The organism is Curtobacterium oceanosedimentum, assembly GCF_020297365.1.
GTDB lineage: Bacteria > Actinomycetota > Actinomycetes > Actinomycetales > Microbacteriaceae > Curtobacterium.
In genome coordinates, this window is sequence record NZ_JAIXIG010000012.1 from 60,573 (window position 1) to 83,344 (window position 22,772).

The 22,772-nt window shown below is 70.1% G+C and carries 23 protein-coding genes and 1 pseudogene; 12 read left to right on the plus strand and 12 right to left on the minus strand.

All coding sequences use genetic code 11. From position 1 onward, the window contains the following. Both LEL83_RS07400 and LEL83_RS07405 read left to right on the plus strand, forming a co-directional pair. Window positions 1-774, plus strand: coding sequence for a succinate dehydrogenase iron-sulfur subunit (locus LEL83_RS07400; RefSeq protein ID WP_198656301.1), 774 nt, complete (start codon window positions 1-3; stop codon window positions 772-774). A 51-nt stretch (window positions 775-825) separates the two neighbouring features. Further along, window positions 826-1,467 (plus strand): TNT domain-containing protein, encoded by a 642-nt coding sequence (locus tag LEL83_RS07405; RefSeq protein WP_198656302.1) that lies wholly within the window; start codon window positions 826-828, stop codon window positions 1,465-1,467. A 69-nt stretch (window positions 1,468-1,536) separates the two neighbouring features. Here the strand turns inward: LEL83_RS07405 and LEL83_RS16195 are convergent, their stop codons facing one another. From LEL83_RS16195 to ptsP, 12 genes are all read right to left on the minus strand, one after another. Further along, entirely contained in the window at window positions 1,537-2,265 is a 729-nt protein-coding gene (locus LEL83_RS16195; protein WP_308009888.1) for a DUF805 domain-containing protein, read from the minus strand. Further along, the gene (locus tag LEL83_RS07415) at window positions 2,262-2,828 is read right to left on the minus strand and encodes a DUF805 domain-containing protein (protein WP_225558319.1); all 567 of its coding nucleotides are present in this window, start codon (window positions 2,826-2,828) and stop codon (window positions 2,262-2,264) included. Before LEL83_RS07415 ends, LEL83_RS16195 begins: the two co-directional genes overlap by 4 nt. Window positions 2,829-2,911: 83 nt before the next feature. Continuing rightward, complete coding sequence (locus tag LEL83_RS07420; protein WP_225558320.1) at window positions 2,912-3,499, minus strand: DUF805 domain-containing protein; 588 nt, start codon at window positions 3,497-3,499, stop codon at window positions 2,912-2,914. A 103-nt stretch (window positions 3,500-3,602) separates the two neighbouring features. After that, window positions 3,603-4,547, minus strand: coding sequence for an NADP-dependent oxidoreductase (locus tag LEL83_RS07425; protein WP_225558321.1), 945 nt, complete (start codon window positions 4,545-4,547; stop codon window positions 3,603-3,605). A gap of 313 nt (window positions 4,548-4,860) precedes the next feature. Next, on the minus strand, window positions 4,861-5,241 hold the full coding sequence (locus LEL83_RS07430; protein ID WP_225558322.1) for a hypothetical protein: 381 nt from the start codon (window positions 5,239-5,241) through the stop codon (window positions 4,861-4,863). 107 nt (window positions 5,242-5,348) lie between these two features. Continuing rightward, complete coding sequence (locus tag LEL83_RS07435; RefSeq protein ID WP_225558323.1) at window positions 5,349-6,053, minus strand: hypothetical protein; 705 nt, start codon at window positions 6,051-6,053, stop codon at window positions 5,349-5,351. Between the two features lie 587 nt (window positions 6,054-6,640). Continuing rightward, window positions 6,641-7,180 (minus strand): hypothetical protein, encoded by a 540-nt coding sequence (locus LEL83_RS07440; protein WP_225558324.1) that lies wholly within the window; start codon window positions 7,178-7,180, stop codon window positions 6,641-6,643. Between the two features lie 395 nt (window positions 7,181-7,575). Next, a complete protein-coding gene (locus tag LEL83_RS07445; protein WP_225558325.1) occupies window positions 7,576-7,845 on the minus strand; it encodes a hypothetical protein in 270 nt (89 codons plus the stop codon). A 245-nt stretch (window positions 7,846-8,090) separates the two neighbouring features. Then, the gene (locus tag LEL83_RS07450; protein ID WP_225558326.1) at window positions 8,091-9,254 is read right to left on the minus strand and encodes a mannitol-1-phosphate 5-dehydrogenase; all 1,164 of its coding nucleotides are present in this window, start codon (window positions 9,252-9,254) and stop codon (window positions 8,091-8,093) included. After that, a complete protein-coding gene (locus tag LEL83_RS07455; RefSeq protein ID WP_198656308.1) occupies window positions 9,251-9,688 on the minus strand; it encodes a PTS mannitol transporter subunit IIA in 438 nt (145 codons plus the stop codon). Before LEL83_RS07455 ends, LEL83_RS07450 begins: the two co-directional genes overlap by 4 nt. An 89-nt stretch (window positions 9,689-9,777) precedes the next feature. Beyond that, window positions 9,778-11,337, minus strand: coding sequence for a PTS mannitol transporter subunit IIBC (locus tag LEL83_RS07460; protein ID WP_198656309.1), 1,560 nt, complete (start codon window positions 11,335-11,337; stop codon window positions 9,778-9,780). Window positions 11,338-11,405: 68 nt separating this feature from the next. Further along, entirely contained in the window at window positions 11,406-13,061 is a 1,656-nt protein-coding gene (gene ptsP, locus LEL83_RS07465) for a phosphoenolpyruvate--protein phosphotransferase (protein ID WP_225558327.1), read from the minus strand. A 251-nt stretch (window positions 13,062-13,312) separates the two neighbouring features. Here ptsP and LEL83_RS07470 point away from each other — a divergent pair, with 251 nt between their 5' ends. The 10 genes and pseudogenes from LEL83_RS07470 (at window position 13,313) to LEL83_RS07515 (ending at window position 22,772) form a co-directional block, all read left to right on the plus strand. Continuing rightward, entirely contained in the window at window positions 13,313-14,083 is a 771-nt protein-coding gene (locus LEL83_RS07470; RefSeq protein WP_198656311.1) for a DeoR/GlpR family DNA-binding transcription regulator, read from the plus strand. Window positions 14,084-14,152: 69 nt separating this feature from the next. Next, window positions 14,153-14,425 (plus strand): HPr family phosphocarrier protein, encoded by a 273-nt coding sequence (locus LEL83_RS07475; RefSeq protein ID WP_017888725.1) that lies wholly within the window; start codon window positions 14,153-14,155, stop codon window positions 14,423-14,425. A 126-nt stretch (window positions 14,426-14,551) separates the two neighbouring features. After that, window positions 14,552-15,394 carry an exodeoxyribonuclease III gene (locus LEL83_RS07480; protein ID WP_225558328.1) on the plus strand — a complete coding sequence of 281 codons (843 nt, stop codon included), beginning with the start codon at window positions 14,552-14,554 and terminating at the stop codon, window positions 15,392-15,394. 40 nt (window positions 15,395-15,434) lie between these two features. Continuing rightward, on the plus strand, window positions 15,435-16,445 hold the full coding sequence (gene trpS / locus LEL83_RS07485; RefSeq protein ID WP_225558329.1) for a tryptophan--tRNA ligase: 1,011 nt from the start codon (window positions 15,435-15,437) through the stop codon (window positions 16,443-16,445). A gap of 2 nt (window positions 16,446-16,447) precedes the next feature. After that, on the plus strand, window positions 16,448-17,005 hold the full coding sequence (locus LEL83_RS07490; protein ID WP_225558330.1) for a GNAT family N-acetyltransferase: 558 nt from the start codon (window positions 16,448-16,450) through the stop codon (window positions 17,003-17,005). 92 nt (window positions 17,006-17,097) lie between these two features. Next, window positions 17,098-18,186 (plus strand): bifunctional diaminohydroxyphosphoribosylaminopyrimidine deaminase/5-amino-6-(5-phosphoribosylamino)uracil reductase RibD, encoded by a 1,089-nt coding sequence (gene ribD, locus LEL83_RS07495; RefSeq protein ID WP_225558346.1) that lies wholly within the window; start codon window positions 17,098-17,100, stop codon window positions 18,184-18,186. 29 nt (window positions 18,187-18,215) lie between these two features. Continuing rightward, window positions 18,216-18,839: pseudogene (ribA, locus tag LEL83_RS07500) on the plus strand (GTP cyclohydrolase II); the annotation flags it as partial. A 206-nt stretch (window positions 18,840-19,045) separates the two neighbouring features. Beyond that, a complete protein-coding gene (locus LEL83_RS07505) occupies window positions 19,046-20,428 on the plus strand; it encodes an MFS transporter (RefSeq protein ID WP_225558347.1) in 1,383 nt (460 codons plus the stop codon). A 267-nt stretch (window positions 20,429-20,695) separates the two neighbouring features. After that, the gene (locus tag LEL83_RS07510; protein ID WP_017888718.1) at window positions 20,696-20,911 is read left to right on the plus strand and encodes a helix-turn-helix domain-containing protein; all 216 of its coding nucleotides are present in this window, start codon (window positions 20,696-20,698) and stop codon (window positions 20,909-20,911) included. A gap of 7 nt (window positions 20,912-20,918) precedes the next feature. After that, window positions 20,919-22,772 (plus strand): ABC transporter ATP-binding protein, encoded by a 1,854-nt coding sequence (locus LEL83_RS07515; protein WP_225558331.1) that lies wholly within the window; start codon window positions 20,919-20,921, stop codon window positions 22,770-22,772.

The following is a 22,772-nucleotide window of genomic DNA, read 5'->3' on the forward strand; positions in this document are numbered from 1 at the left end:
ATGACCGACACCCTGGTCTCCGACGCACCCCGCACCGACACCGTGCAGGACGCCCCTCCCGGATCGTTCCCCGTCACGGTGATCATCCGCCGCTTCGACCCGGACGTCGACGACGAGCCGCGCTGGCAGGACTTCGACGTCATGATGCTCCCGACCGACCGCATCCTCGACGCCCTGCACAAGATCAAGTGGGAGCAGGACGGCTCGCTCACCTTCCGTCGTTCCTGCGCACACGGCGTGTGCGGCTCCGACGCGATGCGCATCAACGGGCGCAACCGCCTGGCGTGCAAGACCCTCATCAAGGACCTCGACGTCTCGAAGCCGGTCTACGTCGAGGCGATCAAGGGCCTGCCGCTCGAGAAGGACCTGGTCGTCGACATGGAGCCCTTCTTCCAGTCGTACCGCGAGGTCCAGCCGTTCCTGCAGTCGTCGTCGGCGCCCACCCCGGGCAAGGAGCGCGTGCAGTCCGTGGCCGACCGCGCCCGCTTCGACGACACCACGAAGTGCATCCTCTGCGCGGCGTGCACCTCGTCGTGCCCGGTCTTCTGGACCGACGGGCAGTACTTCGGCCCCGCCGCGATCGTCAACGCGCACCGGTTCATCTTCGACTCCCGCGACGACCAGGCGAACGTCCGCCTCGACATCCTCAACGACAAGGAGGGCGTCTGGCGCTGCCGGACGACCTTCAACTGCACCGACGCCTGCCCCCGCGGGATCCAGGTGACGAAGGCGATCTCCGAGGTCAAGCAGGCCATCATGCGGGGTCGGGCGTAGTCCCGGCCCGGTCCGGGGTCCGGCTGCGGGTCGACCGGTAGGCTCCCGTCCATGACGTTCGCGGACACCCGCCCCATCCTGGACCAGCTCGGCTACACGATCCGGTACGTGCAGCTCCCCGGCGAGACCCTGCACGAGCCGCCGGTCGAGGGGGCGCTCCGCGTCGTCCAGACGGACGCCACCGGCTACGCCCTGGAGGTCGTCGACTACGGCACCGCCCGCCGGCTGGCCCAGGCCACCGGCGAGGAGGACGCCGTCGAGATGCTGCGCCGGTTCCTCAACCGGCCGTTCCCGGAGCCGCGGGACATCCGGCGGCACGAGCTCGACGGGCTGCGCGACCGTGCGGCGAGCACCTACCCGCAGCTCGCCCAGCAGGTGGCCCAGGCGGGCGCACAGGGTCTGACGATCCAGATCCCGGCCGGCGTGCCCGTCGACCGCATCGGTGGTCCCGACGGCTACCTGCTGCACCCGCTCGACACCCCGCTGCCGAGTCGCTCGCTGCCGCCGCACGTGGCGCAGTCCCCGGAGACCCACCGCTACGTGGTCGACCGCCCGTTCCTGGTGGTCGTCCGGTTCGTGCAGCCCTGGTTCGAGCAGCCGGGCGGCGCGCTCCGCTTCGAGGTCGCCGACCCGTCCACCACCGTGCGCGACCTGGTGGTCGACGGCTCGCTCGTCCGTCTCCGGGTGGTCTGACCCCTCCGACACACGAGAACAGCCCGCTCCACGCTCGACGCGTGGGGCGGGCTGTCCTCGTTCCGGCAGCTACTGCTGGTCGGGGCGGTCGTACTGCGCGCCGGCCGGGCTCGACGGCAGGCAGCCGAAGACGATGGCGGCGGCGCCGACGAACAGCGCGATGAGCCAGAACGGACCGGCCAGGTTCGCGTCGTGCACACGTCGCCACCCGAGGGCGATGCTCGGCACCAGGGTCGCCAGGGACCACAGCACGAACAGCCCGAGCAGGACGAACGCGAACGGCGACGGTGCGGCGCTGCCCGAGGGGTTGCCGTACTCGTCGATGGTGGAGCTCGACACCAGCGACGCGATGAGGATCGCGTAGAAGCCGCCGAACAGCACGATGGTCACGATCGCGTTGGCGAGGATCCAGTACCAGAACTCGCTCCGGCTGGCGCGGCCGTCGAACCGGGCGTACTTCTTGAAGAACCGGACGAACGCGTCGAGGAACCCGGCGCCGTACCACGGGGCCCAGAGCGGCGGTGCGCCGTCCGGGCCGACGGGGATCGGCTGCTGGAACTGCGGGTACGGGTCGGCGTAGCGCTGCGGGTACGGCTGCTGCCCGTAAGGCTGCTGACCGTACCCGGGCTGCTGCCCGTACGGCTGCTGCCCGTACGGCTGCTGGCCGTACCCGGGCTGCTGACCGTACGGCTGCCCGTACCCGGGCGGCGGACCCTGCGGCTGCTGCCCGCGACCCGGTTGCCCCTGCGGCTGGTCACCGTCGGGCTGACCCCACCGGGGCGTCCCGTCGTTGCTCATCGGCTCGAGTCGGGGCGGTCGTACCGCGCGCCCTGCGGGTTCGAGGGCAGCAGGCCGAAGACGATCCCGACGATGCCGACGAAGAAGGCGATGATCCACAGCGCACCGGGCAGGTTCACGTCGTGCAGTCGACGCCACCCGAGGGCGAGCGTCGGGACGAGGATCGCGAGGCCCCAGAGCAGGAACAGGATGCCCACGATGACGAACAGCGCCGACGGTTCGGTGACGGTCGATTGGACGCTGGCGGACGTCGCGGTCGACGTCGACACGGTCGAGCGCTCCGACGTGGCGAAGCCGATACCGTACAGGATGCTGAGGACGATGGTGACGATCCCGTTCGCCAGGTACCACCACCAGAACTCGCTGCGGCTGGCACGTCCGCTGAACGTGGCGTACTTCTTGAAGAAGCGGCCGACGGCCTTGCCAAACGAGATCCCGTACCACGGCGCCCAGAGCGGCGGTTCGCCGTTCGGACCGGTCGGCGGCTGCTGACCGTACTGCGGAGCGCCGGCGAACTGGGCGTTCGGCTGGTTGTTCGGATCCTGCGGGTACTGATCGCTCACGTGGTCCCCCTCGAGTGTTGGCTGATGTTCACGTTCGAGTCAACCAGAACCCCTGAGCGGCCGTCAGGACCGTTCCGACGACGTCACCGCTGCAGCGGACGGTCGTACTGCTGCCCCTGCGGGTTCGAGGACATCAGCCCGATGATCAGCGAGAACAGGATGCCGATCGGCGGGATGATGAAGAACAACGCGAACAAGCCGCTGAGGTTCACATCGTGCAGCCGTCGCACGGTCAGGGCGATGAACCCGAGGGCGCACGCGAGGCTCCAGAGGCTGCCGAGCCCGTCCGAACCGTCGTCGACGAACGGCAGCACGTCGAAGCCGCTGCCGAAGATGCCGGCGGCCGCCGAACCGATGAGGTACCAGAGCGCCCAGAACCAGTACTCCGACTGGCTGGCCCGACCGTCGAAGCGCACGTACTTCTTCCAGAACCGCACGAACGCCTGAGGGAAGGGGATGCCGTACCAGGGCGCCCAGAGCGGTGGCCCGGCCTTCCCACCACTCGGCTGTCCCGGCCCGGGCTGCGCGGACTGCCCGGACGGCCCCGGAGGCTGCTGACCCCACGGCCGCTGGCCGTACGGACCCGGCTGCTGGCCGTACGGACTCGGCTGCTGCCCGTACGGACTCGGCTGCTGCCCGTACGGGTCCCGGGGCGGGTACTGGTCACTCATCGGGCGTTCCTTCCGGCGCGGGTTGTCGGTCCACACAGAGTGTGGCACTCCCCCGGCCCGCAGAGCGTCATCCGCCCGGACGACACCTGACCCGACCGCCCGGTCAGGGCAGGAGCGCGAGCTTGCCTCCGGGGTGCCCGGACTCCAGCAGTTCCGCCGCCGCCTTCGCCTCGGACAGGGGGAAGGTCCGCGCCACCGGGACCTCGAGGTGCCCGGCACCCGCGAGGTCGATGAGTCGCTGCCGGACGGAGTCACGGAACGCCTTGCTCTCCGGCTGTGCGCCGCCGATCGCCCGGATGCCGTCGGACTCTGCCCGGCCGGGTGCCGCGATGGTCACGATGCGCGAGCGGTCTGCGACGAGCGCGAGGGAGACGTCCACCGCCTCGTCGGTGCCGACGCAGTCGAGCGCCACGTCGACGCCGTCGCCCGTGCCGTCCGCGACCAACGCTCGGACCCGCTCCTCGAGCCCGTCCCCGTAGGCGATCCACTCCCCGCCGAAGTCCGCGACCACGTCGGCGTTGCGTTCGGACGCGGTCCCGATCACCCGGGCCCCGAGCAGGCGGAGCTGCTGGAGCAGGCTGACCCCCACTGCTCCGGCGGCGCCGTGCACGAGGACGGTGTCGTTCCCGGAGGCCCGGGTGACCCGGAGCATGTCGGCTGCGGTGGTCCCGGCGAGGAGGAGGTTCGCGGCCTCGGGGAAGCCGAGCGACGCGGGCTTCGCGAACACGTCGCGCGCGGGCACCGTCAGTTCCTCGGCCCACCCGCCCTGGACGCGGAACGCGAGGACCTCGTCACCGACGGCTCCCCCTCCGGAGGCGATCTCCGTGTCGGGCCCGATCGCGCTGATGGTGCCGGCGATCTCGTAGCCGACGGCGATCGGCAGGTCGGACGGGTCACCCTGGCGGGTGTGCTTCGTGTCAGCGGGGTTCATGCCGGCGGCGCGGACCCGGATGGTGACCTCGCCGGGGCTGGGCGTGGATACCGCTGTGTCGGTGTACTCGAGGACCTCGCTGCCGCCGAACCGCGGTGCCACCCAGTGCTTCGTCATGCACCGGACGGTACGCCGATGGGCTGCTGGCGTGACGAGCCACGATTGATCGAGCGGCAATCGGTTCGGGCATCCGTGCGCTGAGACCGGTGGCAGCAGAGTGGCCCCGAGCTGGATCAGTCCACTCCGGACTAGACGCTTCCGACGCGCTGCCCCTCGCTTGGGTCCGGGAACGGAGAAGAGCTCGGGCGGTTCGTTGCCACAAACGGCCTAGGCAGGTTCGCGTCGCTGCAAGAAGTTCGCGTTAGACGGTCAACAGTGAAGGCCTCCACTTGATCGGAGGGACAAGACTTTCTTCGGGATTGCCTCAATCTCATCTCACGTGCGAGCCGCACGTTCCAGCAGTTCCTCGATCGAAACGTCCCGCACCCACGCCGTCATGCACATTGCGACGCTCGCCGACAGCCCGCGCGACGACACGATGCAGTCCGTCCTCCGATCGCCACGTGACGATCAGCTCGGACGCGTCGTCAACTGCGTCGACGCCTTCCGGCCAGGTGTAACGATCGGGAGCAGCGTCCCACGGTTCCGACACGAGCTCCGGTCGCGACTTGATCAGCAAAGAGCGTTCCGCGTCACCCTGGTGACTGAACGTCGTCAGCAGGCGAGCAGAACCCCTGTCCCGTTTGAACATCGCGAGCGGATTGGACTGGATTCCGATCTGCGTCTCGAGGTCACCGTACGGCAGGAGCACTCCGGCTCCCGGGCGATCCCAGGGAGGCTCGTCGTGTCGGGTTGGGGATTCCCGATCGCCGCACCGATGGCTCGGCCGTGGGCTGTGGTCCTCACCTGATGAACGCCTCACTCCTGAGCATCGGGAGTCCCTAGCCGGCACTGAGTGTGCATCCCGTGCGCTGCCAGCCACTCCATCGGCCAGGGCGCGGAGACGATGTCGATCACCTGCTCGAGTGGCAGGGCGCGTACCCAGGCGAGGCGATACGCCGCGCTCGCTGCCGGTATCCCGAAAGCCCGGACGATGTGCACGTCATCGTGCCCCCAGGAGAAGACGTAGGTGCCACCACCGTCCGCCTGTAAGGTCACGGCGTCCGGCGCAGTTGCCCTGCCAGGGAACCACGGGCCCGACGAACGTTGGCTGCCATCCCTGATTGCGATGAAGCGCTCGACGTCGTCGACGTGCGAGAACTCCGCCGCTGTGGACTCATACGCTCGGTCCCGATCGACAAGTCGATACCCGTCCGAGCAGGATTCAACCCGGCTGGAAGTCTCGATGTTGCCGTAACCGAACATCTCCTTCGGCTGACGATGAATGCCGGGTAGGCGAGACCAGTCCGGTTTGGAATTCCCGACGAACGCTCCGAGCTCGGCGGCATGGGGAAGTTCAGCACACGACTGACTCATGGGATGACCACCGCCGTTCGGACAAGCGTCGGACGCCAACCGAGGTCGGATCTCCGTGCCGATACAGGCGCAGAAGTGGTAGGGCGAGTCGCGCTCGCGGCCATGCCCGTCTGCAGACAGACGGGCATGGCGGACACCCAGGGCCACGGAAGGACGAATCGAGTCATTCTGGACTGCACGCTCCACACTTGTTCACCCGGAGAAGACCCACACGGCGCGAGCGTTCGCGGCGTAAGCCTTTGCCAAGAAGGAAAAGGCATCCGACAATTACTCCGTTCTCATTGGCGTGAAGCCGACCGTGACACCATTGCCGTCAATCCCCGTGCCTCGAGGAAGCCGTCGGATGGCATCCGCTGCGTACGGACCCCGTACACGCCATTCTAATCGAGCTCCTTCAGCCAAGGCAGTGATCTGACCCTCGGCCTGCTCAATCATCCTGTGAACCCACTTGCTTCAGTGATCACTAGACGGGTCCGCGAACGCAATTCATCGGTCGAGAACCTTCGCATCGAAGAACACCTGCTGCTTTGCCGCTGGAGGCCCTCGTTACATCTTCGAAGGATCAACGATCTGCGCCTGGAGGCCACCGCCGGACTAGGCAAAGGCGGGGTCGATCCGACTGACCTCGATCGAACGGCCGTGGCCCCTGAGCGATGCGGTGTCGATGTCGAACACGGAGTCGAGTCCCGCCCGATGCGCTGGAGTCGGCAGTTCGGCAGGGAGCCAAGGACTGCCTACCGTGCGGCCGAAGACGCTGCTGCGGCGAACGCTGCGCGGGAATCAGCCGCAAGCGCGCACGATTCGACCACCGCGATGGGCACGCGCGCCACGGTGGAGAACAGCAGCGCCGATCCCGTCGGGAGCGCGCCGCCGAACCGGGCTCGGTGTTCCGCTCCTGAAACGACCCACCGGAGGACGACACCGTCGCTGTCCGGGTGCAACGCGAACCCTTCGGGAAGCTCCTCTTCGCGGTCGAGGAGCCAATGTGCGACCGGCAGACCACGGGCCTCGCGCAGGTGTCCGCTGGCGTCCGCGACGATGCACCGTTCCGCATCAGCCGCCGACTCGAACTCTGTGCCTGTCAGCGCGCCCGTCCCTCGGTCTCCGCGCCACTCGACCACCGAGGTCTCCGACACCGCGAACCGCCGAACAGTCTCGAAATCGCCGTACTGGACCTTGTGCGGCTCGACGACGACGCGGTCGTGCCCGGCCCGCCGCAGGACACTTTCGAGGAGTTCCAAGTGGCGAAACACTCCCGGAGGGTCCTTGGTCATGACAGGACTCCAAACCCCTTGGGGTCAGTTCGGGAAGAACCCCTGTCCCGTGTGAAGATCGCGAGCGGATCCGACTGGATTCCGATTCGCGTCTCGACGTCACCGTGATGCAGGAGCACTCTCGCGCCCTTGAGGATCCCAGGGAGGCTCGTCGGGTCGGGTTGGGGATTCCCGATCGCCGCACCGATCGCTCGGCCGTGGGCTGTGGTCCTCACTTGACGAACGCCTCTCTTGTGGTCATGGGACCCAGCCCGGCTCTCGGGTCTCCTTCGAGGAACTGGGCAGCGTCGACCGCCGCACCGGCGGGAGCGATGATCTGCACCTCCTGCAGACGACCGTCCGGCTGTCAGAAGGGTCCTCGACCAGGCCCAGTCAGAACGGGCATCAGACCTGCGCTAGTGCCCGAGGAGCTTTTTGCGGAGCTCCTTGTACCGTACGGACCCTTGTACGCGGCTCACGAAATCGCCGACGGCCGCGGAGCGGTCCGAGTAGTCGTCGACAGATTCCTCGGTGCTCCGTTCGTTCGTCGTGGAGACCCGCCATACGTCTGCTGTCTCGTAGATGCACGGGGTGTTCGCATCGTTGGACGGCCGCCGCATCCAGCAAAAGGGAGCGCCCGCGGCCTCGGCCAAGGCGAGTTCGCGCATCACGTCGATGTCATCCATGAATTCGTCCTGTTCTCAGTGCAGAGGAATTTCGCGGAGTACGCCGAGGACCTGGAGGATCTCGACCGGCAGCGGCAGTTGTACCTGCACTCCGCCGCCCGGAGAGCCGAAGCGTCCGACTGCGGCGATCTCACCACGATACGCATCGAGGGATCCGAGGTCGTGGTTGGTAGCCGTGAGCGGTACGAGCTGGAGGCCCGTCACCAGCTGGTGACGGGCCTCCAGTCAGGGAGACGCGGGCGTCGTCAGGCGCGCGCCTGGCGCACCCGGTCGGCGAACGCCGCGTGCAGCGGGTGCTGCGCGTCGAGCCCGGTGATCTGGGTGACCACGTCGGCATCGGATGCGTCCGAGGCCAGCAGTGCCTGCAGTTCGACGCTCTGCTCGTCGTCCGCGACGTCGAAGCGGAGTGCCGCACCCATCGCGTCCAACAGCGCAGTCGGTTCCGTGCCGTCCTCGGCCAGCGCGGCGGCGGGCGAGACGAAGCGCTCGTCGCGCGACAGCTTGCGGAGCGGCTGTCGGCCGACGCGCGTCACCGTGTCGGGCAGGTGCTCGTTCTCGAACCGCGCGATGATCGCCCGCACGTAGGCGCGGTGGACCTCGGGGTCGAGCTCGTGCCGGCGGACGAGCAGGTCGCTCGTCTCGGCGAGCACGGACTCGAGCGCGGAACGCACCGCCGGGATCGCGATGGCGTCCGAGATCTTGTCCGCCCCAGCGAGGAACCCGTGGTACGCGACGGTGGCGTGCCCGGTGTTCACCGTGAAGAGCTTGCGCTCGATCGACGCGGCGAGCCCGTCGACGTAGTGCGCACCCGGGATCGCCGGCTCGTTGCCACCGAAGGGGGTGCGGTCGATGGCCCACTCGAAGTAGGTCTCGACGGTGACGTCGAGTCCGCCGCCCTCGGGCTGCGCGGGCACGATGCGGTCGACGGCGGTGTTCGCGAAGACGGCCTTGGCCAGGGCGGCGTCGCGGCCGTCCTCGGGCAGGGCGTCGACGATGAACTCACGCAGCCGGTCCGTGGCATTCAGGGCGTTCTCGCACGCCATGACGGCGATGGGCGCGGCACCGGCGTCACGGGCGACGAGGGCACGGGCGATGACGGGCGCGATGAAGCGCAGGACGTTCGGGCCGACGGCACACGTCACGACGTCGGCGGCGGCGATCTCCGCCACGACGCCGTCCTCGTCCTGCGCGCTGTTCAGGGCGCGGAATCCGGTGACCTCGTGATCCTGGGCACCGGCGCCGACCTCGTGCACGGTGTACGAGTCGGCGGCGGCCAGGGCGTCGATGAGCGGAGCGGCGACGTCGGCGAAGACGACCTCGTACCCCGCCTGGTGCAGCAGGAGCCCGACGAAGCCACGGCCGATGTTGCCGGCGCCGAAGTGGACGGCGGTGCCGTGTTCCGCGCTCACTCGTTGACCTCGCCGAGGATCGACAGGATGGCGCTCGTGTCGGCGGCGTCGGTGAGCTTCTGGACCTCGTCCTCGTCGGAGAACACGATCGCGATCTTGGACAGGATGTCGAGGTGCTCGTTGTTCACGCCGGCGATGCCGACGACGAAGCGCACGGGGTTGCCGTCCCAGTCGATCGGGGTGGCGTAGCGGATGAACGACAGGGCGGACGACTTGATGGCGTCCTTCGCGTCGTTGGTGCCGTGCGGGATGGCGAGGAAGTTGCCCATGTACGTGGACACGCTCTTCTCGCGCTCGAGCATCGCCGGGTAGTAGTCGGCCGTGACCGCGCCCGCAGCCTCGAGGATCTCGGCCGCCTCCTTCATCGCTTCCGACTTGGTCGGAGCGGTGTCCTCGGTGTGGATGCGGATCTGGCTCTCCTGCAGGACGGGCATCGGGGGTTCTCCTTGTGTTCGAGGACGTGATGGAGGGGACGGGTCAGACCCGTCCCCTCCGATACTGCACTTCGTTACTGGTTGTGGCGTTACTGGTTCTTCAGCTGCTCGACGACCTGGTCGTACTGCGGCGCGTTCATGAAGTTGCCGACCGACACGTGCTGCGCGTTCGGGTTCTTCTGCTTGGCGCGCTCGGTGAGCTCCTCCTGCGTGATGATCAGGTCCTCGTCACCGGACAGGTTCGCGATCGCCTTGTTGGAGACCGTCACCCCTTCGATGCCGGCCTTCTTGATCTTGTTGCGCAGGACGCTGGCACCCATGGCGCTCGAGCCCATGCCGGCGTCGCAGGCGAAGACCAGGTTCTGGACCTTCGTCGCGGTCGCCGTGCTCGCCGAGCCGACGCCGCCGAGGGAGGCCTCGGCCTCTTCCTCGTTGGCCGGCGAGTTGTTGCCGAGCAGACCGGCGGTCGCGGCGTTGGCCTCGCGGCCCTTGTTCGCCTGGAGCTTCGCCATCGCGGCGCTCATGTCGCCACCGTTGCCCGACGCCAGGTCACGCTTGCGGCTGGCGAGCAGGAAGAAGGACGCGACCGCGAAGGTGACCGCGGCGGACAGGACGACCGACAGGATGACGCCGACGTAGCTGTCCTTCGACGTCGCGGTCAGCACCGCGAAGATCGAACCGGGCGACGCCGGGGCGACGAGACCGGAGTTGAAGAGCACGTTGGTGCCGACGCCCGTGGCGCCACCGAGGATGACGGCGACGAACAGGATCGGCTTCTGCAGCACGTACGGGAAGTAGATCTCGTGGATGCCACCGAAGAACTGGATGAGGATCGCACCGGGAGCGGTCGAGCGGGCGATGCCGACACCGAAGAAGGTGAAGGCGAGGAGCAGACCGAGACCGGGGCCGGGGTTCGCCTCGAGCAGGAACAGGATGGACTTGCCCGACTCCTCGACCTGCTGCGCACCGAGCTGGGACAGCACGCCGTGGTTGATGGCGTTGTTGAGGAAGAACACCTTCGCCGGCTCGATGATGACGCTCGCGAGCGGCAGCAGGGAGTTGTTCACCAGGAACTCGACGGCGACGCCCAGGCCCTCGGCGATGGCCTTGAAGACCGGCGCGAGCCAGAAGAAGCCGAGGAGCGCGAGGCCGAAGCCCAGGATGCCGGCCGAGTAGTTGTTGACGAGCATCTCGAAGCCGGGCTTGATCTTGCCGTCCCAGATCTTGTCGATCTGCTTGATGAGCCATGCGCCGAGGGGGCCGCAGATCATCGCGCCGAGGATCATGACCGTGCCGGCGGCACCGAGGATGACACCCATCGCCATGATCGCGCCGACGACGGCACCGCGGGTCTCGTAGACCATGCGGCCGCCCTGGAAGGCGATCGCGAGCGGGATGAGGTAGGTCAGGATCGGGCCGACGAGGCCGACGTTCGCGACGCCGTCCGTCTCTCCGAACCCGCCGAGGATGCCGACGGGAGTCCAACCGGTCTCGATGAAGAAGGCCGTGATCAGACCCCACGCGATGAAGATCGCGATGTTGGGCATGACCATGCCGGAGAGGAACGTGCCGAACTTCTGAACGGCGACGCGTGCGCCGCCCCGCGACTTCGCGGGAGCGTCGGGCGCTGCAACGGACGACGTTGTCATGTGCGGTGACTTTCTGTGTGGTGGAGCTGCTGCGTGGTGATGGGAGGGGTGGTGCCGGGGGTGGTGGGTCAGGCGGCGTGCGCTGCGGCCGCGGCGGACCTGGCGGCCGCCGCCGTGCTCGCGGCGAGTGCCGCCGTCGCCATCTCGCGGGCCTGCTCGAGCGTGTGACGACCGAGTTCGGCGCGCACGTCGGCCAGGGCCGCGGGGGTCATGGACAGGGTGGTGGCGCCGAGACCGACCAGGACGACGGCGAGCAGCGGGTCCGCCGCCGCCTCGCCGCAGATCCCGACGGCCTTGCCGGCGGTGGCCCCGGCGGTGCCGAGCTGCGCGACGAGGCGCAGGACGGCCGGGTGCCACGGGTCCTGGTAGGACGCGACGCTTCCGAGCATGCGGTCGGCGGCCATCGTGTACTGGGTCAGGTCGTTCGTGCCGATGGACACGAAGTCCGCGTTCTGGAACACCTGCTCGGCCATCAGGGCGAGCGACGGCACCTCGGCCATGACGCCGGCGGTGCGGATGCCGAGCTCGCGGGCCAGGGTGACGAAGTACTCGGTCTCCTCGGCATCGGCGACCATCGGGGCCATGACCCACAGGTCGGCCTCGGTCGCGGCGTCGGCCTGGGCGAGCGCGGTGAGCTGGTCGCGCAGCACCTCGGGGTGGTTCCGCAGGGCACGGAGGCCACGACGACCGAGCGCCGGGTTCTCCTCGTCCTTGTCGGTGAGGAACGGCAGCGGCTTGTCGGCACCGGCGTCGAGCGCGCGGACGACGACCTTCTTGCCGGGGAACGCCGCGAGGAGCTGGCGGTACGACTCGGTCTGCTGCTCGACCGTGGGGGCCGTCGGCGAGTCGAGGAAGAGGAACTCGGTGCGGAAGAGCCCCACGCCCTCCGCACCGAGAGCAACGGCGCCGGCGGCGTCGGCGGGGCTGCCGAGGTTCGCGAGCAGCGGCACGACGTGGCCGTCGGCGAGGGCGCCGGCGGTGAGCGGGGCGGCAGCGGCGGCGAGCCGGTCCGCGATCCGCTGGTCGACCTCGGCCACGAGCGACTCGGACGGGTCGGTGACGACCGTCCCGGCGGCGGCGTCGACGACGACGTGGACGCCCTCGGCGAGCTCGTCGGCGCCGGTCACGCCGACGATGGCGGTGATGCCCTTGGCGCGGGCGAGGATCGCGGTGTGCGAGGTCGGACCGCCGTCACGGGTGACGAGCGCCAGCACCTTGTCGAGGTCGAGCAGCGCGGTGTCGGCGGGAGCGAGGTCACGTGCGACCAGGACGAAGGGGGTGTCCGACTCGGGCACACCGGGAGCGGGGACGCCCCGGAGCTTGGCGATGATGCGCTGGGCGACGTCGTCCAGGTCGGCCGCGCGCTCCCCCATGTAGCCGCCCATGCCGACGAGCAGGTCGCGGAACTGGGCGAAGGCCTCGAACACCGCGCGCTCGGCGTTGGTGCCGGCGGCGATGCGGGTGTGGACGTCGTCGAGCAGCGTCGGGTCCTGCGCCATGAGCGCCTGCGCCTCGAGCACGGCCTGGGCGTCGCCACCGGCGAGCTGTCCGCGCTTGTTGAGGTCGTCCGCCACCGCGGCGAGCGCGTCGTGCACGGCCTGCTTGGCGTCGTCCGCCGACCCTGCGAGCGCGTCCTTCGACGGTTCGCCGAGCGGGTCAGCCATCCGGAGCACGGGGCCGTGGGCGACGCCACGGCCGACGCCGGTGCCGAGCAGTTCGGACATTCGAGACTCCTTCATCTCACACGCGCTTGCGGTGGGGTGGTTCGTTCGGTGCGCAGCGGCACGGAAGCGGACCACGCCCGTGCGGCTGAGAGCACACTACCCCGATCCGCGTTGACAAACAAACACATCCGGGGATAAAAATGCAGAAACAGATGCCCGTTTGCGTCTGGCGGATCGACCGCGGCCGTCGTCGTCGCCGACCACGTGCCCGAGCATGTCCGTTCCGTTCCGACCCGAGACGACGAGGTCCGATGTACGCACCAGAGCGCCACCAGCGCATCGTCGAACAGGCGCGCGCGCACGGGCGGGTCGACGTCAAGGACCTGGCCGAGCTGCTGGCCGTGACGCCGGAGACCATCCGGCGCGACCTGACCAGCCTCGAACGCCGCGGACTCGTCCGCCGTGCCCACGGCGGGGCGATCCCGGTGGAGCGCATCACCCTGCACCCGGGCGTCGGCGACCGCGGCGGCATCAACCAGACCGAGAAGATGGTCATCGCCGAGGCCGCGCTCGAGGAGCTGCCGGAGAACGGCTCGGTGATGATCGACGCCGGCACCTCGACCATCTGCCTGGCCGAGATGCTGCCCACCGACCGCGGGCTCACCGTGGTCACCCACTCGCTCCCCGTGGCCTCGGCGGTCGCGAACCGTCCGGGCATCGACCTGCATCTGCTCGGCGGGAACATCCGCAGCGACTCGCTGGCCGGCGTCGGCACCTGGACGCACCAGCTCATCGGGATGGTGAGCGTCGACGTGGCCTTCATCAGCATCAACGGGATCACCCCGGAGCGCGGACTGACGACGCACAACATGGCCGAGGCCGCCGTGAAGTCCGCCATGATCAAGTCCGCTCGACGGAGCATCCTGCTCGCCGACCACACCAAGTTCGGGCGCGAGGAGTTCGGCCGCGTCGCCCCGCTCGCGGCGATCGACACGATCATCACCGACCCCGCCGTCAACCTCGACCTCGTGCGCGAGGTCGAGGCCGCCGGCACCGAGGTCTTCTGGCCCGGTCGACCCTGACCGCGCGCCGGACCCGTCCACCACGCGCTCGCTAGCATGAGCGCACCACCCATCGACAGGAGTTCATCGATGTCCGAAGCCACCCGCACCGTGACCGTCGCCAGCGCATCCGGCCTGCACGCTCGCCCCGCCTCCCTCTTCGTCCAGACCGTGACGGCGTCCGGGCACCAGGTCACGATCGCCAAGGGCGACAAGTCCGGGAACGCCGGCAGCATCCTCGCCCTGCTCGGGCTCGGCATCGAGCACGGCGACGAGGTCACCCTCACCGTCTCCGGCGACGACGCCGAGACCACCGCGGACAGCCTGGTCGAGTTCCTCGGGACGGACCACGACGCGGCCTGATCGCGCAGGTCGCGTCCGGGACGCGACCACCTGACGGACAGGAGGCACGGTGCCGGCTGGCACCGTGCCTCCCGTCCGTCCTGGGGGCGTCCAGGGCTGTCGGCACCCGCCGATAAGGTGTTCTGCATGACACGCCTGCGCCTCGCATCCGTCAACGTGAACGGCGTCCGCGCCGCCTTCCGCAAGGGCATGGGCGACTGGCTCGCCACCCGTGACGTCGACGTGCTGGCCCTGCAGGAGGTGCGCGCGTCGAGCGACGACCTGGCGGCGCTGCTCGGCGACGAGTGGGACATCGTGCACGACCCGGCGACCGCGAAGGGTCGGGCCGGCGTCGCGATCGCCTCACGTCACAGCGCACACGTGCACCGTGTCGCGCTGGGTGCGGACGACTTCGACTCCGCCGGGCGCTGGCTCGAGGCCGACTACGAGATCGGTGGCACGACCGTCACCGTGGTCTCCACCTACGTGCACTCGGGCGAGGTCGACACCCCCAAGCAGGACGAGAAGTGGAAGTTCCTCGACGCGATGACCGAGCGCCTGCCCGCGCTCCGCGAGCACAACCCGCTCGCCGTCGTCGTGGGCGACCTCAACGTCGGGCACGACCAGCGCGACATCAAGAACTGGAAGGGCAACGTCAAGCGAGCCGGCTTCCTGCCGCGCGAGCGTGCCTACTTCTCCCGCTTCTTCGGCGAGCAGGGCACCGAGGTCGAGGGCGCCGACGGTTCCACCGGCTCCGGACTCGGTTGGGTCGACGTGGGCCGCGCCCAGGCCGGTGACGTCGACGGCCCGTACACGTGGTGGTCGTGGCGCGGTCAGGCCTTCGACAACGACACCGGCTGGCGCATCGACTACCAGATGGCCACACCCGACCTCGCCGCGAAGGTCACGGAGTACACGGTCGACCGCGCTGCGGCGTACGACCAGCGATGGTCCGACCACGCCCCCGTGGTCGTCGACTACGAACTCTGACCCTCTTCTCTCGCTTCACCTGACGCACCGGAGCACCACCATGACCACCACCCGCATCTTCTCGGGCATCCAGCCGTCCGCCGGCTCGCTGCACCTCGGCAACTACGTCGGGGCGCTCATGCAGTGGAGGACGCTGCTCGACGACCACGACGCCATCTACTGCGTCGTCGACATGCACGCCATCACCTCGCCGCAGGACCCGGCCGAGCTCCGGGCGAACACCCGGGCGACCGCCGCGCAGTACATCGCGTCCGGCATCGACCCCAGCCGGGCGACGCTCTTCGTGCAGTCGCACGTGCCCGCGCACGCCGAGCTCGCCTGGGTGCTGAACACCCTCACGGGGTTCGGCGAGGCCAGCCGGATGACCCAGTTCAAGGACAAGTCGGCGCGTCAGGGCGCGGAGGCCGCGTCCGTCGGGCTCTTCACGTACCCGATCCTGATGGCCGCGGACATCCTGCTCTACGACACCAAGGTGGTCCCGGTCGGCGACGACCAGCGCCAGCACGTCGAGCTGACCCGCGACCTGGCCGGCCGCTTCAACTCGCGGTTCGGCGAGACCTTCGTGGTGCCCGAGGCGCGGATCCTCACCGACACCGCGCGCATCTACGACCTGCAGGACCCGACCAACAAGATGAGCAAGTCGGCCGCGTCCGACAACGGCCTCATCCGCCTGCTCGACGACCCGAAGCGCACGGCGAAGAAGATCCGGTCGGCCGTGACCGACACCGAGCGCGAGATCCGGGCGGACCGGCAGGCGAAGCCCGGCGTCACGAACCTGCTCTCGATCCTGTCCGCGTTCACCGGTACGTCCGTCGCCGACCTCGAGACGTCGTTCCAGGGCAAGGGCTACGGCGACCTGAAGGGCGAGGTCGCCGACGCCGTCGTGGCCGAGCTCGAACCCGTGCGTGCGCGGACCCTCGAGCTGCTCGACGACCCGGCCGAGCTCGACCGGCTGCTCGCCGTCGGCGCCGACCGCGCCGAGTCGATCGCCCGCGAGACCCTCGCCCGGGTCTACGACCGCATCGGCTTCGTGCCCCGGGCGCGCGGCTGACGATGCAGCCCGTCACGCTGGAGTCCGCGCGGGTGCGGCTCGACGTCCCCACCCGCGCGGACACCACCGCGATCACCGACGCCTGCCAGGACCCGGACGTGGTCCGCTGGACCACGGTCCCGACGCCGTACCGCGAACAGGACGCCCGCACGTTCGTCGACGCCCTCGTCGGTCCGGGCTGGGCGTCCGACCGCGAGTACACCTGGGCGATCCGTCGGGCCGGCTCGACCTGGCTCGAGGGCGTCATCAGCTACCGCACGGCCGGGCGCGACCTCGGCTTCTGGTTGGCGCCGCCCGCCCGCGGCGCCGGCCTGATGCACGACGCAGTCGAACTCGTCGTCCAGTGGGCCTTCGCCGGTGGGGCACCCGACGTCTACTGGGAGTGCTACGCGGGCAACACCGCATCGGCCGCCGTGGCCCGTGCCGCCGGGTTCTCGTTCACGGGGACCGGCACGGCCCGCATCCCCGACCGCGACGGCGGCCCGACGACCGCGTGGACCGGACTCCGTCGCAGCGACGGCGCTCCGGCGTCGGACCTCCCCTGGCCGTCCGCGTCCTGAGGGACCCCGCAGGCCGTGGTGACACGTCACCCTTCGCCCGCCGGTAGGCTCGGCCCGTGAGCGACACGGCACGACCCTCCGAGGTCCGGGCGATGCGCCGCGGGCTCGAACTCGCGGCCCTCGGGCCCGCCGTCGGTGACCACGCGCGCGTCGGTGCGGTGCTCCTCTCCCCCGACGGCGACGTCCTCGCCGAGGGGTGGCACAAGGGTGCCGGCACCCCGCACGCCGAGGTGGACGCGATGGCGAAGGTCGACCCGGAACGCCTCCGCGGCGCGACCGCCGTCGTGACGCTCGAACCCTGCAACCACACCGGCCGGACCGGACCGTGCGCACTCGCCCTGCTCGAGGCCGGGGTCGCCCGCGTCGTGTACGCGATCGACGATCCCGGTGCCGAGGTGCACGGCGGTGCCGATCGCCTGCGCGCCGGCGGCGTCGACGTCGTGTCCGGGGTGCTCGCCGACCAGGCGGAGTCGTTCCTGGAGCGCTGGCTGCTGTCGGTGCGGCTCGGGCGTCCGTGGGTGACCGTGAAGTGGGCGTCGAGCCTCGACGGTCGGGCCGCCGCGCCGGACGGTACGAGCAAGTGGATCACCGGGGCGGCCGCTCGGCAGCACGTCCACGAACAGCGCGCCGCGCACGACGCGATCCTGGTCGGCACCGGAACCGTGCTCGCCGACGACCCGAGCCTGACCGCCCGCGGGGACGCCGGTGAGCTCCTCGCCGACCAGCCCCTCGCCGTCGTGCTCGGCGACCGGCCCGTCCCGGCAGACGCCGCCGTGCGTCGACACCCACGCGGACTCGTCACCCTGCCCGGCCACGACCTCGGTGCCTCGCTCGCCGCCCTGCGTGGGTACGGCGTGCACTCGGTGTTCGTCGAGGGCGGCCCCACCGTCGCCTCGGCGCTCATCGCCGCCGGGCTCGTCGACGAGTACCTGGTGTACGTGGCCCCGGTCCTGCTCGGCGGACCCCGAGTGGCCCTCGGCGACCTCGGGGTGGGAAGCATGCCGGACCGTCGTCGGTTGGACGTACTATCGACCACCGCCCTGGGCCCCGACCTGCTGGTCCGCGCTCGACCGCAGGGCGACCCGCACCACCGGCTCCCGCACGAGCCGAGCCAGCAGCAGCACCACCACGCGACACCCGGGTCGGCAGACGGCCCCACGAACGACCGGAGCACCACATGAGCGACGCGCTGACCTCCCCCACGCCCGGCAGCCCGGTCCACTTCGAGGTGTCGACGAACGTGCCGACCACCCACGGCACGTTCGAGATGCGCGCCTACCGCGACCTCGTCACCAGCGCCGAGCACGTCGCGATCATCGCGCCCCTGCCCGACGGGTCGCTCCCCGCCGACGGCACCCTCGTCCGGGTGCACTCCGAGTGCCTGACCGGCGAGGCCTTCGGATCGCTGAAGTGCGAGTGCGGCCCGCAGCTCGACGCGGCGCTCGACACCATCGCGGCGGAGGGCGGCGTGGTCGTCTACCTGCGCGGCCACGAGGGGCGCGGCATCGGCCTGATCAACAAGCTCAAGGCCTACCGCCTGCAGGAGGACGGTCTCGACACCCTCGACGCGAACCTCGCGCTCGGGCTGCCCGCCGACTCCCGTGCCTACGGCGGTGCGGCCGGCATCCTCGCCGACCTCGGAATCACGAGCGTCCGGCTGCTGTCGAACAACCCGGAGAAGCGCCGGCAGCTCGAGGAGCACGGCATCGCGGTGGAGTCGCTCGTGCCCCTCGTCGTCGGCGTCCAGGCGCAGAACGCCGGGTACCTCGACACCAAGCGCGACCGGATGGGTCACCAGCTGCCGGCGCACCTCGAAGCGGGTGCGGGCGCCTGAGTCCCGACCACCAGGCGACTCCGGGCTGATTCGCAGCCATCCGGCATCTGCCGTATGATCGGGTCTCCCGTCACGAGCGGGTCCCTCCCCACCGAACGCACCCGACCGGTGTCCGCGCCACCCCGCGCGAACTGGTCGGTGTCCGCCGTTCCGGCCCCCTGCGCTCCCGTCCGGGAGTGCGCAGCACGGAAGACCGCACCGCACCCATGACCGCCGCACCGGCACCAGCACACCCCACCCCCGACGGCCAGGCACCGGCCGGCAACCCCCGTTCCCGCGTCGTCATCGCCAGCCTGGTCGGCACCTCGATCGAGTTCTACGACTTCTACGTCTACGCGACGGCCGCGGTCCTCGTCTTCCCCACCGTGTTCTTCCCGAACGAAGACCCGACGGCCTCGCAGCTGTCGTCCTTCGTCACCTTCGCGCTGGCCTTCTTCGCCCGCCCGATCGGTTCGGTCGTCTTCGGACACTTCGGCGACCGCGTCGGCCGCAAGACCACGCTGGTCGCATCACTGCTCGTCATGGGCACCGCCACGTTCCTGATCGGCTGCCTGCCGACCTTCGACTCGATCGGCATCTGGGCCCCGGTCCTGCTCGCCGTGATGCGCTTCGCCCAGGGCGTCGGGCTCGGTGGCGAGTGGTCCGGCGCGGCCCTGCTCGCGACCGAGAACGCGCCGAAGGGCAAGCGCGGCGTGTTCGGCTCGATGCCGCAGCTCGGCGCCCCGATCGGCTTCCTGCTCGCCAACGGCCTGTTCATCGCGATCAACGCGGCGATGCCGGCCGCTGCCGACGGCACCCCGAACGCCGACTTCCAGGCGTGGGGCTGGCGCATCCCGTTCCTGCTCTCCGCCGTGCTCGTCGTGGTCGGCCTGTACGTGCGCTTCAAGCTCGTGGAGTCCCCCGTGTTCCGCGGTGTGCAGGAGTCCGGCACGGTCGCGAAGGTCCCGCTCGGCCGGGTGTTCCGCACCTCGTGGAAGGCGCTCATCGTCGGCACCTTCGGCATGGTCGCCACCTACGTGCTCTTCTACTTCATGACGACGTTCACGCTGTCCTACGGCACCACCGGCGCCGAGGCCGGCCCGCTGGTCCCGAAGGTCGGCCTCGGCTACACCCGCGGCGAGTTCCTGACGCTGCTCATGATCGGCGTGGTGTTCTTCGGCATCTTCACCCCGATCGCGGGCATGCTGGCCGACCGCTTCGGCCGCCGCCGGACCCTCATCCCGACCACGATCGGCATCGCGCTGTTCGGCCTGACGTTCCAGATCTGGTTCGCCGCCTCGACCGGTCCGCTCACCGTGGTGACGTTCCTCATCGTCGGCCTGTCGCTGATGGGGCTCACGTTCGGCCCGATGGGCGCACTGCTGCCCGAGCTGTTCCCGACCAACGTCCGCTACACGGGGTCGGCGATCGCGTACAACGTGGCGTCCATCCTCGGCGCCTCGCTCGCGCCGACGATCGCGCTGGCGCTCTGGCAGCCCGACGGCACGATCTTCCTGGTCGGGCTGTACCTGACGATCGCCGCGGTCGTGACCCTGGTCGCGCTGCTGTTCGTGCGCGAGACGAAGTCGCAGGAGTTCACCGACGCCTGAGGCGTCACCACCTGACGGACGGGAGGCCCGGTGCCAGCTGGCACCGGGCCTCCCGTCCGTCGCGGCGCACGTCCACCCCCGCCCCCGCGCAACACGCCGTCGTGTCAGCGAGACGCCGCGGGCCCGCCGAGACGCCGCCGAGTTCGGCGGCGTCTCGCGCGCGTGGCGGCGTCGAGCGGAGACGCCGGCGTCTACCGATCCCGTCGCGACCCGACGCGCGTCAACGCAGGTTGACAGATGTCGGCGCGTCAATGTACGTTGACACCCATGGACCGACCGACCATCACGAGCCTGGCGGCCGGCGCATCCGGGGACGACCCGTTCTCGGCACTCGCCAGCGTGCGCGAGCTGCGCCGCGAGCTCGACCGCGCCGAGGAGCTCGCCGCCCGCCGAGCCCGCACCGCCGGCGCGTCGTGGCAGGAGATCGCGACCCTGCTCGGCGTCAGCCGACAGGCAGTGCACAAGAAGTACGGCAGAAACTAGGAGCACGATGAGCTTCCCCTTCGCACGCCCGAAGACCACCGACGGCCCCCGCGCCACGTTCGGTCGGCTGCTGTCCTACCTGTTCGAGAACAAGCCCGCGATGGTCGTCATCATCGTGCTGAGCGTCCTGGGCGCGGGGGCGTCGCTCGCCCAGCCCCTGTTGGTCAACCAGGTCATCACCGCCGTGCAGCAGGGCGACCCCCTCAGCACGCTCGTGTGGCTGCTGGTGGGACTGGTCATCGTGGCCGGCGTCCTCAACGGCGTGCAGCACTTCCTGCTCCAGCGCGCCGGCGAGGGCGTGGTGCTCTCCACCCGCCGCAAGCTCATCGGCCGCATCCTCAACCTGCCGATCTCGGAGTTCGACACCCGCCGCACCGGCGACCTCGTGTCGCGCGTGGGCAGCGACACCACCCTGCTGCGCGCCGTCCTGACCCAGGGCCTCATCGAGTCGATCGGCGGCGCGCTGACCTTCGTCGGTGCGATCGTCGCGATGGCGGTCATCGACCCGCTGCTGCTCGGCATCGTCGTGGTCATCGTCGTCGTCGCGATCGTCGTCGTCGGCGGGCTCAGCCGTCGCATCCGCGTGGCGTCGAAGCGCGCGCAGGAGAAGGTCGGTGACCTCACCGCCGCGGTCGAGCGCGGCATCGGCGCCGTCCGCACCATCCGCGCGGCGGGCGCGACCGACCGTGAGGTGCGCGAGGTCGACGGCCACGCGACCGAGGCGTACCGCCGCGGCCTCGACATCGCCCGGATGTCCGCACTCGTCGTCCCCGTGGCGAGCATCGTCATGCAGGTCGCGTTCATCGTCGTGCTCGGGGTCGGCGGGGCGCAGGTCGCCGCGGGCACGATCACGATCGCCACGCTCATCACGTTCATCCTGCTGCTCTTCATGATGATCATGCCGCTCGGCCAGGCGATGGGGGCGGTCGTCGCCGTCGCGCAGGCGCTCGGTGCCCTCGGGCGCATCGAGGAGATCCTGCACCTGCCCACCGAGTCGCAGGACGACGAGGCGGTCCGGCCCGCAGCAGCGGTGGCCAGCGACGACGCCATCACGTTCGAGCACGTGTCGTTCCGGTACAACGCCCAGGCGGATGCATCGGGCGCCGACGGCGCCGTCGCGTCCGACCGCGCAGATCGTCCGGGAGGCCCGGATCGCGTCGACGACGCGCGTCCGGCCGACGACGTGGTGCTGCAGGACGTCTCGTTCCGGGTGCCCCGCGGGTCGCGCGTCGCGCTCGTCGGCCCGTCGGGTGCGGGCAAGTCCACGACCCTCGCGCTCATCGAGCGGTTCTACGACCCCACCGAGGGCGTGATCCGCCTCGGTGGCATCGACGTCCGCGGCATGGACCGGCAGGAGCTCCGCGCCCAGATCGGCTACGTCGAGCAGGACGCACCGGTGCTCGCCGGCACGATCCGCGCCAACCTGCTGCTCGGCTCGCCGGACGCCACCGAGGACGACTGCGTCCGGGTGCTCGAGGCCGTCAACCTCGGCGAGGTGCTGCACCGCGATCCCCGCGGGCTCGACGCCCAGGTCGGCGAGGACGGCGTGATGCTCTCCGGCGGGGAACGGCAGCGCCTGGCCATCGCCCGCGCCCTGCTCGCCGCTCCCCCGATCCTGCTGCTCGACGAGTCGACGTCGTCGCTCGACGGGGTCAACGAGCAGAAGATGCGGCTCGCCATCGACGCCGTCGCCGAGGACCGCACGCTGCTCGTGATCGCGCACCGGCTGTCGACGGTGGTCGACTCGGACGTCATCGTCGTGCTCGAGCACGGCCGGGTGGTCGGTGCCGGCACGCACTCCGAGCTCGTCGAGTCGACGCCGCTCTACCGCGACCTGGCGAAGCACCAGCTGCTGGTGTGA